Genomic DNA, 14,723 nt, shown 5'->3' with positions numbered 1-14,723 from the left:
AAAGGTGTACGAAGCAGTTCGTACACCTTTTTGCGTCTTTTGGTTCATCATCAGACTTCACCATATTCGCCCTGTTGGTAAGCATACCCATTTTCCACGTAATGCGTGATGTTTGCCTGATTTTTGGCGATTTCTTCTTCTGTCAACGGGCGGATCACTCGTGCAGGACGACCAAACGCCAACACATTGGGCGGAATGACGGTTCCTTCTGTTACTAACGAACCAGCACCTAACAAACTATTTTCACCGATCACTGCATGATTCAAAACAATCGAGCTCATGCCGATCAGCGCCCCTTTTTTGATGGTACAGCCATGAAGCATACACTGATGCCCAACAGTCACATCGTCTTCCACGATCGTCGGGGCATCGTGATCAACGTGGATGATCGTTCCATCTTGAATATTGGTACGCGCGCCGATTTCGATGCGATTGGCATCGCCTCGAATCACTGCTTGAAACCAGACCGTACTCTCTTTTCCTAGAGTCACGTTTCCTACGATCGTCGCATTTTTTGCCACAAAACAAGGTGTTCCTTGCAACGAGGCTGGCGAAACTGTTTTGTGGGTTTCATTCCCTGATTGTTCTTTGTCCATCAACTTCTCCTTCCAATCCATAAACGGATCTGCGCTTTCTTTTTTCACTATAGCACCACCCTTGCGACAATGCAAAAAGAGCGCCAGTCAGACTGGACGCTCTTTTGGGTTTACTCGGCTTCTTCTGAAAATTGGCTTTGGTACAGTTGGCTATAAAAGCCGCCAGCTGCCAACAAGGTCTCGTGATTGCCTTTTTCAATGATTGACCCTTGATCCATCACTAAGATCAGATCTGCTTCACGAATCGTTGACAAACGATGGGCGATCACAAAGCTGGTACGACCTTCCATCACTTTATCCATTGCTTTTTGAATCAGCGCTTCTAAGCGGGTATCCACCGAACTGGTGGCTTCATCGAGAATCAAAATCTTCGGATCAGAGATGACTGCCCGAGCGATGGTCAACAATTGTTTTTGCCCCAAGGAGACATTGTCCCCTTCAGAGTTGATGATCATTTCGTAGCCGTCTGGCATCGTGCGAATGAAGTGATCGACGTTGGCGGTTTTCGCTGCATCAACGACTTCATAATCGGTGGCATCTAATTTCCCAAAGCGAATGTTGTCGCCGATCGTGCCTTCGTACAACCATGCATCTTGTAAGACCATCCCAAATAGTGACCGAACATCGTGACGTTCCATTTTCTTCGTGTCGATGCCGTCGATCTTGATGGCCCCTTCATTGACATCATAAAAACGCATCAACAAATTGATCAAAGTGGTTTTCCCAGCACCTGTTGGTCCCACGATCGCCACGGTTTGTCCAGCTTTGACTTCAAAGTTCAAGTCTTTGATCAACGGTTTTTTCGGATCATAGGCAAAGCCGACATGTTCAAAGGTCACGTCGCCTCTGATTTGTTCTGGCAATTGGATATCCGTTTGATTGACTGGCTCTTCTTCCTCATCTAGGATTTCAAAGACCCGTTTTGCTGCTGCTGAGGCACTTTGCAAGACGGAAGACAGCTGGGTAATGTTCCCCATTGGCTGACTGACTTGCCAAATGTATTGTATGAACGCTTGCAGCTGACCAACAACGATTACGCCGCTGATCACATAAAAGCTCCCCATGACTGCCATTGCGATATAGGTAAAGTAAGCGGTCATTTGCACCAGCGGCATCATCAATCCTGACACAAAGGCAGAACGAAAGCCGTAATAGCGCAACTGGTGGTTAACGTTTTTAAACCCTTCAAGTGTTTGCTTTTCCCGTCCATACACTTTCAACACACTGAATCCAGTCATGTTTTCTTGTACGTAGCCGTTCAGATCCCCTAACGCATTTTGCATGCCTTGGAAGTCTTTTTGCGACTTTTTGACGATCGTGCGAGAAATCAATAAGGAGGCTGGGATCATGATCAATGAAACCAATGCCATGTAGGTATTGATGTAAAACATCATGGAAACCGCCATAACGATTCCTAAGAAGGCATTGACGATCCCGATCAAGGCTTGCTGCATTGCACCGCTGACGGCATCCACGTCATTGGTCACCCGTGACAGGATATTCCCTTGTTGGTTGCGGTCGAAGTAAGAAACGGGCAAACGATTGATTTTTTCTTCAATGTCTTGCCGCAGATCTCGCATCGCAGATTGGACAACGTTGGTGATCAGCAGCCCTGACATCAATTGTGAGAAACAGTAACCGACACCGACGACTGCGATCCAGATCAAGCAAAGGATCACGTAATCAAAATTAACGCCTTCGCCTGCAGCGATGTTGCGGCTGATCTCTGTCGTCGGTAATCCAGAAACATACGGCATTGCCGCATTGAAGCCGACGGTTGCAACAGTAAACAGCAAGACTAGGATAAATTGTACTTTGTACGGTTTGATGTAAGCACCTAACCGTTTTAAAGAAGAGATTGCTTTCATTGTGCCAACTCCTCCTCTGATAATTGTGACGCCGCAATGTCGTAGTATACTGGACAAGTTTGCAGCAGTTCTTTGTGGGTGCCGATGCCAACCACATCGCCTTCGTTCAAGACGACGATCTTATCGGCATTCATGATCGTTCCTACTCGTTGAGCAACGATCAAAACGGTCGATTCTGTGGTTTCTTTTTTCAAGCGTGCCCGCAATTTTGCATCCGTTTGGTAATCCAATGCAGAAAAACTATCATCAAAAATATAGATCTCTGGTTGGCGGATCACCGCACGGGCAATCGCTAGGCGTTGTTTTTGTCCGCCAGAGAAGTTGGTTCCGCCTTCTGCCAAGTGAGCATCAAAGCCATCTGGTGTGCGAGAAATGAAATCTGCCGCTTGCGCAATCTCGGCTGCTCGTTCCAGCTCTGCTTGCGTGGCATCTTCTTTCCCATAGCGTAGGTTTTCTGCGATCGTCCCTGTAAATAGCAACGCTTTTTGAGGGATAAACCCGATCTTGTTGCGCAACGTCGTTAAGCTGTAATCCCGAACGTCAACACCATCCACCAAAACTTGGCCTTCACTGACGTCGTAAAAACGTGGGATCAATTGGATCAAGGTTGATTTTCCACTTCCAGTACTACCGATAAACGCCACGGTTTCCCCTGGTGAAGCGGTAAAGCTAACATTACGGATCACTGGACTTTGAGCATGTCCTGGATAAGCAAAGGTAACATTTTTGAATTCCAAGAAGCCTTTCGTCTTAGTTTCAGTCACTGGCTGTTCTGGCTCTTTGATTTCAGAAGTCGCATCTAACGCTTCTTGGATTCGACGAGCAGAAACCGCCGCTCGTGGATACATCGTAAAGACAGTCGCAAACAGCATGAAAGAAAACAGCGCATGGAAGATGTATTCGATAAATGCAATCAAGTCACCGACCTGCAGTTGCCCTTGATCGATTTGAATACTTCCCGTCCAAATAATCAAAATCATCACGATATTGAATAAGAAGAAAAAGCCTGGTTGTGCTGTTGCCATCAAGCGAAACAAGCTGCGAGAACTAGAAGCATAGGCTTGGTTGACTTTGCCAAAGCGTTTTTCTTCAAATTTTTCATTGACGAAGGCACGGATCACTCGTAAACCAGAGAGATTTTCCCGCAAGATGCCATTGATTTTATCTAGATTGGCTTGTTGTTTAGTGGATAAGGGTTCCGAGATTTTGGCAATGGCGATGACGGCCATCAGCAATATCGGCAATGCCCCCAAAACATACAACCCTAGTTGTGTACTTGTCCGCATGACCATGTACAAGCTGACCACAAACATCATGGGTGTCATTAAACCTGTCCGTAAGATGCTTTGCATAAACAGCATGATTTGATACGCATCATTGGTCACACGGGTGATCAATGATGAAACCCCGATTTTTTCATATTCGGTATGTGAATAGCCTTGGACTTTTTCAAAAAGATCGTCACGAATATCTGCCACAATGTTAGTGGTGATACGTGACGTGAAATAGCCTAACAAAATGTTCATCGTGATCCCCACAATGGTGATCGCGATCATCGCCGCACCCATTTTCCATATGTAGTCGCGATCACCAGCGGTGATCCCTTTGTCGATCATTCTTGCCAATAACGTCGGCAAACCTAATTCAATCAAAATAAAACCAAAAACACAGATGAAATTAAAAACCAGCAGTTTCTTGTTTCTCATCGTGTAGTGCCACATTAATTTCAAAAAATCCCCTCCTTTTTTACTTCATTACTTCTACTATAGCATAGGAATATTCTTATTGTAATGCACTTTCAACGAAAAAAAGCAAACTTCAGCGATAGTCCTTTCATTTTCTTTCAGTAAGCCTTTTCAAAATGACGAGTTTCTATACTTATTCGTTTTTCTGTGATAAAATAGGGATACTTGTAGTGGAACGACTTACAAACCCGGTGAATTTTTTATGACGACATTTGGAAAGCAAAGACGAGGCTTTCTCTTTTTTCTCACAACGATTGTCTGAAAAAAGCATGCAGCGGCTCTCGAAGCCTTCTTTTCAGGTCACTTTATTCGGACCTCGATTTTGTGATGCAGCGAATTCATCAACCAAATAGACTACTGCGAAAAGCAGATAAAGGAGAAAAGATATGATTTACAAAATTTATTACCAAGAAACAAAAGACCGCAACCCAAAGAGAGAACAAACCCACTCTTTGTACATTGAAGCAGACGATGCAGTGATCGCACGCCGTCTGGTTGAACAAAATACCCCATACAACATCGAGTTCGTTCAAGAACTAGATGAAAAACATTTAGCTTACGAAAAAGAAAACGCTGATTTCAAATTAGCGGAGTTTTAAGATGAAAGTTTCGCTGAAAAATAATGAGACTGGCGTATTCGGCGTCGGTGGACTTGGCGAAATCGGAAAAAACTGTTATGGGGTTCAATTCCAAGATGAGATCATCTTAATTGACGCGGGAATCAAATTCCCCGAAGATGAACTGCTTGGGATCGACTATGTCATTTCCGATTATAGCTACATCGTTCAAAATTTACCGAAAGTCAAAGGCTTGATCGTCACTCATGGTCACGAAGACCATATTGGCGGAATCCCTTACTTGTTGCGGGAAGCCAATATCCCGATCTATGCGGGACCCTTGGCACTTGCTTTGATCACCAACAAATTAGATGAGCATGGCTTATTGCGGGATGCGGAATTACACGAAATCAATGAAGATACGGTGATTCGTTTCCGTAAAACATCCATCAGCTTCTTCCGAACGACTCACAGTATCCCTGATGCTTTAGGTGTCGTTGTCAAAACACCTTCTGGCAATATCGTCGCAACTGGCGATTTCAAGTTTGACTTTACGCCTGTGGGCGAACCAGCAAACTTGCACAAAATGGCAAAAATTGGTGAAGAAGGCGTCCTTTGCCTCCTTTCCGATAGTACCAATGCAGAGATTCCGACCTTTACCAAATCAGAAAAAACGATCGGCAGCTCGATCCAAAAGATTTTTGAAAAAATCGATGGTCGGATCATTTTTGCCAGCTTTGCCTCCAACATTTTCCGTCTCCAACAAGCTGCAGATGCGGCGGTTGCGACTGGACGTAAAATCGCCGTTTTTGGACGCAGTATGGAAAATGCAATCGTCAACGGACAGCGCCTTGGCTATATCAAGGTGCCAGATGGAACCTTTGTGGAATCTCATGAGATCAACCGTTTGCCTGCAAACGAAACCATGATCCTTTGTACGGGTTCTCAAGGAGAGCCAATGGCTGCTTTGAGTCGGATTGCCAACGGGACTCACCGTCAAATCCAAATTCACCCAGATGATACCGTGATTTTCTCAAGCTCACCGATCCCAGGAAATACCACGAGTGTCAATCAGCTGATCAACTTGTTGTTGGAAGCTGGCGCAAACGTGATCCATGGCAAATTGAACAACATCCATACTTCTGGTCACGGTGGCCAAGAAGAACAAAAACTGATGTTGCGTCTAATGAAGCCAAAATTCTTTATGCCTGTCCATGGGGAATTTCGGATGCTGAACATCCACACCCAGTTGGCACAAGATGTCGGTGTACCAAAAGAAAATTGTTTCATTATGGAAAATGGTGACATGTTGGCCTTAACAGCGGATACCGCTCGCTTGGCTGGTCATTTCAATGCCAATGATGTTTATGTTGACGGCAGCGGTATCGGTGATATCGGAAATGTCGTCTTACGAGATCGTCGCATTCTTTCAGAAGAAGGCCTCGTCTTAGCTGTCGCGACAGTCGATGTGGCGAAGAAAGAAGTCCTTGCTGGACCAGATATCCTTTCTCGTGGGTTTGTTTATATGCGGGAATCTGGCGAGATGATCAACGAAGCACAGCAGATCCTCTTCCGTGCATTGCGGGAAGTCTTGAACCAACCAGACCCAACAGAACACAAATTAAGAGAAGCGATGTCTTCGGCGTTACAGCCATTCCTATTTGAAAAAACCGAGCGTCATCCAATGATCCTTTCGATGATCATGACGCCGGACGATTTATAGTCTCACATGCGAGGGTAGTTCTCAGGTTACTGAGAACTACCCTTTTTCCTTTCCGTTATAAAAAGCAAAAAAAAGACCATCGAATCGATGGTCTTTTGGGGTTTTTGATTTCAAAGTGCTCTTACTGGCAGTTTGTTTGAAAGCTTACGCTTTGTTTACGTTAACTGCTTGAGGTCCACGATCAGAATCTTCCACGTCGAAAGTTACTGCTTGACCTTCTTCTAAAGTTTTGAATCCTTCACCTTGGATCGCTGAAAAGTGTACAAATACGTCTGTACCGTCTTCGCGAGAGATAAAACCAAACCCTTTTTCAGCATTGAACCATTTTACTGTACCTTGTTCCATTAAAAAAAACCTCCTCGTGCATAAGCACTTAATTGTGTGTAACATTGCCTTTGTGCGATAGAGGCCTAACGTGCGTTTCAACATCTATTCAGCAAACAAAATTACAATAATATTTTACACTTGCCCGTATTTTTTTGCAAGACAGACGATTAGACAATTCACCTTTATTTTTAATAATGTTCGCAAACTCGGCTTATTTTCACACGTCTTCCTGTTGCCACAGCCCCTCTTCTCGCAAACTGACATAGGCATTGTCGCCAATGATCAAATGATCCAATATGTCGATCCCCATCAAGTCTCCGCACTTGATCAAGCGGCGTGTAAACAGCAGATCTGCCTCTGAGGCTTGGGGACTGCCGCTGGGATGGTTGTGGACGACGATCACTCGGGCGGCACTGTAGCGTACCGCCCAATGAAAAATCTCCCGTGGGTGAGCGATCGACTGATTCAACGATCCGATGAAGATCGTTTTTTTCTGAATGATCTCATTTTTCGTATTCAAATATAGCCCTAGTAAATGCTCTTGACGACAATCCTTCAACTCTTGGATCAACTGATGGGCGATCGCCATACTAGAGTTGACCTTACCGTACTTTGGTTGAGCGGAGCGCTGGATTCGCACACCTAATTCAACCATCGCTTTAATCTCGATGGCTTTGATTTGTCCGACGCCGCGAATTTCTTGTAATTCATCGATCGTCGCTTGCTTTAGTTCATACAATTCTTGAAAACGATTCAAGACACTGGCCGCTAATTCGAGGACATTCAGAGGACGTGAGCCAGTTCGCAGCAAAATGGCCAATAATTCTTGATTCGAAAGGGCATCCACTCCATATTCTACTAAACGCTCTCGGGGAAACGAGCTTTGGGGAATCACTGTTTCATTGATCATAAAAAAACTCCTTTGCGTCGGTCTAATAAAAGATACGCAAAGGAGAGAGTATTTCATGAATCAGGTGCGCAAAAAATCGCAGCTAGATCGAAAAGGCGGTTTCTAGAAAATCTGGGACATCCTCTAGTGATGGTAAGACTTTCAAGACTTTTTCTTCAATGATGGTCGTCGGCGCGATCAAATCGGGAATCATAATGACTGAGATCCCTGCCCCATGAGCAGCATGAATACCGTTAGCCGAATCTTCAAGGATCACCAATTCTTCTTTTGGTACCGCCAATAATGCGTGGGCTTTTTCAAAAATCTCAGGATCTGGTTTTGCCCGTGTGACATCATCAAAGCAGACGATCTCAGGAAATTCCGCCGTTAAGCCTGCTGCTTCCAGCAAGGTATCGATCACTTTGCGCTGGTTGCTAGACGCCAACACTCGGGGAATCTTTTTCTCATCAAGATAATGCAATAACTCGTGGATGCCCGGCTTCAATTCAGCCTCGCCCCGTTGGAACATTTCCAGCGTTTGCTGAAAAGCCGCTTGGATAAAGTCTTCGATCATTTGATGGCCAAAGGCTTCGTCGAACCGCTCATGGTAAGCTGCCCAGACTTCTTCATCCGAGACCCCCACATAAGCTAAATACAACTCTTTTGTATAGGGAATTCCCATTTGATCCGCCACGATTTGAGTAGCCTGGTAATAGAGCAGCTCCGTGTCAAAAATCAAGCCGTCCATATCGAAAATCACACCACGTAACTTAGCCATTTCTTCCTCCTATTGCCAACAACAATTCACGAACTTCTGAAACAAAATACAACGATCCTGTCACCAGCAGCAAATCTTCATTGGTCATTTTTTCTAATAATTCTGCCAAGCCAAACTGCCATAAAGAGACGGTTGAGATTCGTTTTTCATCGAGTTCCTGATAGCCGTCTGCTAAATGCAATGCTTTTGGGAAATCAAAGGTCGTTAAATAAATCTCGGCTTGCGGAATTGCCAGCAATTGCTGAAGCATCTCATTGACGTTTTTGGTTTCTAAGGCTGAGAACAGCACATGGATGCGATAGTCGCTGAACTCTTCTTTCATCGTATCCACCAAGCGAGCCATGGCATGCACGTTATGGGCGCCATCGATGATCACCAGTGGTTCACTGCTGATTCGTTCCATTCGGGCGGGCCAATAGGCTTTTCTTAGCCCATTGCGAATTTCTTTAGCTGAAAATGGCAGCTGCCGTAGGTCGCAATACAGACTGTACAATTGGATCGCAACACCGGCATTTTCTGGTTGATGGCGGCCTAACATCGGTGTTTTCAAGCCTTTGATTTTGCCATGCTCATTTTCAAAATCAAACAATTCGCCCCACTCTTCATCAGGATGACGATAGGTCACACGGTACTCTTGCCCTGCATGATACGCAGGTGCCTGTGCTTCTGCAGCTTTCAAATCGATCACCGAAAGCGCGCTTTCAACGATATTGCCAGTCACAAGGGGAATTTGTGGCTTGATGATCCCCGCCTTATGGGCAGCGATTTTTTCAATGGTATCGCCTAAGACATCCATATGATCCATGCCGATCGTCGTGATCGCTGTCAACATCGGGGAAATAACGTTGGTACTATCTAAAAGTCCCCCTAGGCCAACTTCCATTATCGCAACATCGACGTTTTTTTCTTCAAAATAGCCTAATGCCATGGCAGTAATGATCTCAAACTGAGTGATGCCCGTCAAGGTTTCATCACGATCGATTTCAGCAACCAGCGGCTGGATTTTTTCCACCCAAGCGACCAAATCCTCATCTGATATAAATTGTCCATTGATTTCGATCCGTTCATTGAACGCTTCAATGTGCGGGGAAGTAAAAGTCCCCACTTGCTGCCCAGCTTCTTCTAAAAGACTGCGCAAATAGCTGACGGTTGATCCTTTGCCATTCGTGCCGGCGATATGGATCATGGTTATGTTTTTTTCAGGATTGCCCATTCGTTTTAATAATGCTTCGACACGCATCAATCCGGGTCTTTGCCCAAATGCCAAACGCGAATGGATCCACGCTGTTGCTTCTTCGCTTGTCATCTCCTTCACCTCGCTCTTATTTTATCAAAAATCCCACAGCTTTCCCAATTTCTTTCCTTTAAACGAGAAATTTGTTTGACGGTTTCTATCGATTACGCAAAAACAAGCATCTACAAGAGATGCTTGTTTGCAGACAGTCGACGCTTCCTATTGAATCGTGCGCAATTGCTCGATCCGTTCTTGGACTGCTTTTTGTTTTTCAAGATAATCGGCTTCTTTGCTGCGTTCTTGTGCTACGACTTCCTCTGGTGCATTGGCAACGAAGCGTTCATTTGCCAATTTGCCTTGTACCCGTTGAACTTCTTGGGTGAACTTCGCTAGTTCTTTCTCCAAACGCGCGATTTCTTCTTCAATGTTGATCAACCCAGCTAGCGGCAAGTAGATCGTCGCGCCTGATAGGATGGCTGACATCGCCAATTCAGGGGCTTGTAAGCTGTTAGAGATTTCTAGTTCTTCTGGATTACAGAAGCGTTCGATATAGTTTTTGTTGGCGATCAAGAATTCTTCGATCTCAGGCTCATTTGCTTGGATCAGCAAAGTGATTGGTTTCGAAAGTGGTGTGTTTACTTCTGCACGGATGTTTCGAACCGAACGAATCAATTCTTTCAACACTTCCATCCCTTGCGCCGCTTTTTCATCGGTCCATTCTGGTGCCACTTGTGGATACTCAGCAACAACTAATGATTCCCCTGTATGCGGCAGTTTGCTCCAGATTTCTTCTGTAACAAATGGCATGATTGGGTGCAACAAGCGTAAAATTTGATCAAGAACATGGACTAAGATGCTCTTATTGACTTGTTTCGCTGCTTCATTGTCACCGTATAAGGTTTCTTTCGACATTTCAATGTACCAGTCACAGAAATCATCCCAGATAAAGTTGTATAATTGACGACCCGCTTCCCCAAATTCGAAGCGTTCAAAAAGGTCAGTGACTTTTTCAATCGTTTCATTCAAGCGCGTCAAGATCCAACGATCCGCCACTGATTTTTCACCAGAAAAATCAATGTCTTCGGCAGTCATTTCGCTGACATTCATCAAGACGAAACGGGAAGCATTCCAAATTTTATTGATGAAGTTCCAAGCGGCATCCATTTTTTCATAGCTGAAACGCACGTCTTGTCCCGGTGCAGAGCCATTTGATAAGAACCAACGCAATGCATCGGCACCGTATTGTTCAATGACTTCCATCGGATCGATCCCGTTTCCAAGCGACTTACTCATTTTGCGGCCTTGTTCATCACGGATTAATCCGTGGATCAAGACATTTTCAAATGGTCGTTTGCCAGTAAATTCCAAGCTTTGGAAGATCATACGGCTTACCCAAAATGCGATAATATCATAGCCAGTCACTAATGTATTGGTTGGGAAGTAGCGTTGGAAATCTTCATTGTTTTCATCTGGCCACCCCATTGTTGAAAACGGCCATAAAGCAGAACTAAACCAGGTATCCAATACGTCTGGATCTTGCTGCCAATTTTCGGCATCCGCTGGCGCTTCAAGTCCTACATACATTTCTCCCGTTTCTTTGTGGTACCAAGCTGGGATTTGATGGCCCCACCACAACTGACGAGAGATCACCCAGTCATGGACATTTTCCATCCAACGTAAGAATGTTTGGTTGAAACGTGGCGGATAAAAGTCCACCGCATCGTCGGTTTCTTGGTTGTCGATGGCTTGTTTTGCTAATGGTTCCATTTTTACGAACCATTGTGTCGATAAACGAGGTTCGACTACTACGCCTGTCCGTTCTGAGTGCCCTACGCTATGAACCATTTTTTCGATTTTGATCAGACGACCTAACGCCTCTAAGTCTTTCACGATTTGCTTACGAGCAGCAAAACGATCCATGCCTGCATAAGTACCTGCTAAGTCGTTCATTGTTCCGTCATCATTCATGACATTGACCCGTGGTAGGTCATGGCGGTTACCGACCTCAAAGTCATTCGGGTCATGGGCAGGAGTGATTTTTACGACCCCAGTTCCAAATTCTTGGTCCACGTACTCATCTGCGATGATTGGGATCTCTTTATTGACCAAAGGCAAAATCACTTTTTTACCAATCAATGCTTGATAACGTTCATCTTCTGGATGAACCGCGACTGCTGTATCCCCCAGCATCGTTTCTGGACGAGTCGTTGCGATCTCCACCACACCGCTGCCATCTGCTAATTCGTAAGACATATGGTAAAAAGCACCTTCGATGTCTTTGTGGATCACTTCAATATCAGATAATGCCGTGCGGGCTTGCGGATCCCAGTTGATGATGTACTCGCCACGATAGATCAAGCCTTTTTCATATAGCGTCACGAAAACTTTGCGAACTGCTTCGGATAATCCATCATCTAACGTGAATCGTTCACGGCTATAGTCTAGGGATAAGCCTAGTTTCGCCCATTGTTCCCGAATGTGACCGGCATATTCTTCTTTCCAATCCCATACTTGTTCAACGAATTTTTCCCGACCAAGGTCATAGCGAGAAATTCCTTGTTCCCGCAGCTTTTCTTCTACTTTGGCTTGGGTAGCGATTCCGGCATGGTCCATTCCTGGTAGCCATAAGGTGTCATACCCTTGCATCCGTTTTTGACGAATGATGATGTCTTGTAACGTGGTATCCCAGGCATGACCTAAGTGCAATTTTCCTGTTACGTTTGGTGGTGGAATCACGATAGAATAAGGTTTTGCTTCTTTGTTGCCGCTTGGTTTAAAACGGTCATGTTCTAACCAATCTTGGTAGCGCCCCGCTTCTACTTCTTGGGGATTGTACTTGGTGGATAGATTTTCAGTTTCTGTCATAGTTGGTCCTCCTAAAGTTACGTTTTTTAGACGTAATGGTTGGTGTGGTTTTTTTGTGCCTGTTGCTGGGTAAAGCGTGACAATGTTTGAATCGTTCAGGATTAGTGCCGTGGTAAATATCAGCTGTTTGTTGACGCCACGCTTGTTGTTCGTAAAAAAAACGTTGCTTACAGAGGTCAAGGCACACTTCCGTGATCCGCTATTGTGTCTTAGGGCTTTTGGCAACCGATCTGACTCGCTTCGTGGACCAGTTTTGATGACTTCTTGTACTGTTCATCATCTATTCTGTCTTGCTTCGCAAGCCAATCATAGTGATTCCTAGTTTGGTTACTACGCTCCCTATGGTCGCCTAGTACTGTTCATCATCTATTCTGTCTTGCTTCGCAAGCCAATCGCAGTGATTCCTAGTATGGTTACTACGCTCCCTATGGTCGCCTAGTACTGTTCATCATCTATTCTGTCTTGCTCCGCAAGCCAATCATAGTGATTCCTAGTATGGTTACTACGCTCCCTATGGTCGCCTAGTACTGTTCATCATCTATTCTGTCTTGCTCCGCAAGCCAATCATAGTGATTCACAGCAAAAAGCGCCCTAATGCCGAGGCATTAGGGCGCTGATACGCGGTACCACCTAAATTGCAGATTGCTCTGCCACTTTGACGTGAGGTAACGTTCACGACGCGCTTGATCTTACTGTGCGGCTTTGTCTGCAAGAAACAAACCGTGGTTCGGATCAAAGACCTTCAAGCTACCTTTTCAGTGTCTGGGGAAGTCTTGCACCGACCGACTTCTCTCTGACCGCCAGGGTCACTGATACTCCTCTTGAACATTGTCTTGCTATCATAGATTCTTGTTTCATCTTGCTACATTCTACAATGAACTTTTTTGAAAGTCAATCAGAGGTTTGCTTTCGCAGCATCAATGGCTGCTTGATAATCCGGTTCGTGGGAGATCTCAGGCACGATCTCAACGTGTTGGATCACGCCTTCACGGTCTAAAACGAAAATTGCTCGGGCAAAATGACCGAAGTCTGGGATCATGATTTGATAGGCCTCACCGAAGGTATTCGCCGGATCATGAAGCATGATCATGTCAACACCTTCTTGGCCGCACCATTGCGCTTGTTCTTCTTTTGTATTGTTAGAGATCGTGACAAAATGGATGTCATCCAATTGACTTGCCTCTTGGTTGAAACGCTTGGTCTGCAATGCACAGACGCGTGTCACAATATCGGGAACCACGCTGATGATCGTTGGTTTTCCTAAAAAATCAGTCAGTGTGTATTCCTTGTCCTCTAAACTTTTCAAGCGAAAATCAGCTGCTTTATCCCCTACTTTTGGTTGGTTGCCAGGCATCTCATAAACCGTTTCTTTGCGTGTAACTTGCATAACATCTCTCCTATAGCATTTTCTCCCAGTATAAGAAAGATTGTCAAAAAACGAAAAGGATTTGCTCAGACTTTCGATTTTTGCGAGTAGGTCGTATCAAAAAAGATCAATGTTTGCAATTCTGTCGTCAAATCAATGTATTGGATATTGACATCTTTTGGCACGATGACGGGATCAGGGGCAAAATTTAAAATCGCTGTGATCCCAGCATCCACGATCGCATCGATCGCCATTTGTGAATAACGACTAGGAACGGTCGAAATCGCTACAGTGATCCCTTTTTCTGCTACGACTTCCGCCAATTGATCCATTCCATAGACATAACGCCCACTAATGGTCTGACCAATCATTTCTGGATCATTGTCAAAAACCGCGACCACGGAAAGATTTTCATTTCTGCGAAAATTGTTGTTGGCTAACGCTTTTCCTAAATTTCCATAACCAATCAAGGCGATTTTTTTCTCTTCATTGGTTTCTAAGATATAGCTCAATACCTCAATCAGATAGGGAACATCATAGCCATAGCCACTTCTGCCCAATTCTCCTAGATGAGAAAAATCTCGGCGGATCGTGGCTGAAGGAACTTGCGTGATTTCTGCAAACTCTTTCGATTTGATTCGCTGAATACCAGAGGCATCCAGTAATTTTAAGTGTCGTAAATAAGCTGGCAAACGTTTTGCCGTCGCTTTCGGAAGTTTTTTATCTCTTAATGCTTCCATCCTGTCCACCCTCCTTGTTAAATGATTCACATATT

The 14,723-nt window shown here is 44.8% G+C and carries 12 protein-coding genes and 1 other annotated feature; of the genes, 2 read left to right on the top strand and 10 right to left on the bottom strand.

Translation table 11 applies throughout. The features are described 5' to 3' along the window. Nucleotides 1–50 precede the first annotated feature (50 nt). The 3 genes from IGI72_RS03445 to IGI72_RS03435 form a co-directional block, all read right to left on the bottom strand. Nucleotides 51–644 carry a gamma carbonic anhydrase family protein gene (locus IGI72_RS03445; protein ID WP_005231095.1) on the bottom strand — a complete coding sequence of 198 codons (594 nt, stop codon included), beginning with the start codon at nt 642–644 and terminating at the stop codon, nt 51–53. A gap of 62 nt (nt 645–706) precedes the next feature. Next, nucleotides 707–2,464, bottom strand: a complete 1,758-nt coding sequence (locus tag IGI72_RS03440; protein ID WP_005225159.1) for an ABC transporter ATP-binding protein — start codon at nt 2,462–2,464, stop codon at nt 707–709. Beyond that, nucleotides 2,461–4,194, bottom strand: a complete 1,734-nt coding sequence (locus tag IGI72_RS03435; RefSeq protein WP_438753141.1) for an ABC transporter ATP-binding protein — start codon at nt 4,192–4,194, stop codon at nt 2,461–2,463. The genes IGI72_RS03440 and IGI72_RS03435 overlap by 4 nt, the downstream gene beginning before the upstream one ends. A 401-nt stretch (nt 4,195–4,595) precedes the next feature. On the opposite strand from IGI72_RS03435, the gene IGI72_RS03430 reads away from it, so the two are divergent. Beyond that, nucleotides 4,596–4,808: a DNA-directed RNA polymerase subunit epsilon gene (locus tag IGI72_RS03430; protein ID WP_005225157.1), complete on the top strand. Its 213-nt coding sequence runs from the start codon at nt 4,596–4,598 to the stop codon at nt 4,806–4,808. A gap of 1 nt (nt 4,809) precedes the next feature. Further along, nucleotides 4,810–6,489, top strand: coding sequence for a ribonuclease J1 (gene rnjA, locus IGI72_RS03425; protein WP_005225156.1), 1,680 nt, complete (start codon nt 4,810–4,812; stop codon nt 6,487–6,489). A gap of 144 nt (nt 6,490–6,633) precedes the next feature. Here the strand turns inward: rnjA and IGI72_RS03420 are convergent, their stop codons facing one another. The 7 genes from IGI72_RS03420 to IGI72_RS03390 all read right to left on the bottom strand — a co-directional run bounded on the left by IGI72_RS03420 (nt 6,634) and on the right by IGI72_RS03390 (nt 14,688). After that, on the bottom strand, nt 6,634–6,834 hold the full coding sequence (locus IGI72_RS03420) for a cold-shock protein (protein WP_005225155.1): 201 nt from the start codon (nt 6,832–6,834) through the stop codon (nt 6,634–6,636). Nucleotides 6,835–7,033: 199 nt separating this feature from the next. Continuing rightward, complete coding sequence (radC, locus tag IGI72_RS03415; RefSeq protein ID WP_005225154.1) at nt 7,034–7,726, bottom strand: RadC family protein; 693 nt, start codon at nt 7,724–7,726, stop codon at nt 7,034–7,036. 82 nt (nt 7,727–7,808) lie between these two features. After that, a complete protein-coding gene (locus IGI72_RS03410; RefSeq protein WP_005225153.1) occupies nt 7,809–8,483 on the bottom strand; it encodes an HAD family hydrolase in 675 nt (224 codons plus the stop codon). Then, nucleotides 8,476–9,789 carry a bifunctional folylpolyglutamate synthase/dihydrofolate synthase gene (locus IGI72_RS03405; protein ID WP_015509046.1) on the bottom strand — a complete coding sequence of 438 codons (1,314 nt, stop codon included), beginning with the start codon at nt 9,787–9,789 and terminating at the stop codon, nt 8,476–8,478. The genes IGI72_RS03410 and IGI72_RS03405 overlap by 8 nt, the downstream gene beginning before the upstream one ends. Nucleotides 9,790–9,936: 147 nt before the next feature. Further along, on the bottom strand, nt 9,937–12,582 hold the full coding sequence (locus tag IGI72_RS03400; RefSeq protein WP_016611927.1) for a valine--tRNA ligase: 2,646 nt from the start codon (nt 12,580–12,582) through the stop codon (nt 9,937–9,939). 603 nt (nt 12,583–13,185) lie between these two features. Beyond that, nucleotides 13,186–13,420: a binding site (T-box leader), on the bottom strand. A 57-nt stretch (nt 13,421–13,477) separates the two neighbouring features. Next, complete coding sequence (tpx, locus tag IGI72_RS03395) at nt 13,478–13,969, bottom strand: thiol peroxidase (protein WP_010747457.1); 492 nt, start codon at nt 13,967–13,969, stop codon at nt 13,478–13,480. Nucleotides 13,970–14,034: 65 nt separating this feature from the next. Beyond that, nucleotides 14,035–14,688 carry a redox-sensing transcriptional repressor Rex gene (locus IGI72_RS03390; protein WP_005225148.1) on the bottom strand — a complete coding sequence of 218 codons (654 nt, stop codon included), beginning with the start codon at nt 14,686–14,688 and terminating at the stop codon, nt 14,035–14,037. Nucleotides 14,689–14,723 lie beyond the last annotated feature (35 nt).

The organism is Enterococcus sp. DIV1059_2 (assembly GCF_051713685.1).
GTDB lineage: Bacteria > Bacillota > Bacilli > Lactobacillales > Enterococcaceae > Enterococcus_D > Enterococcus_D casseliflavus.
Note: the sequence above shows the minus strand (reverse complement) of the source record. Positions and strands in the feature narration are given on the sequence as shown.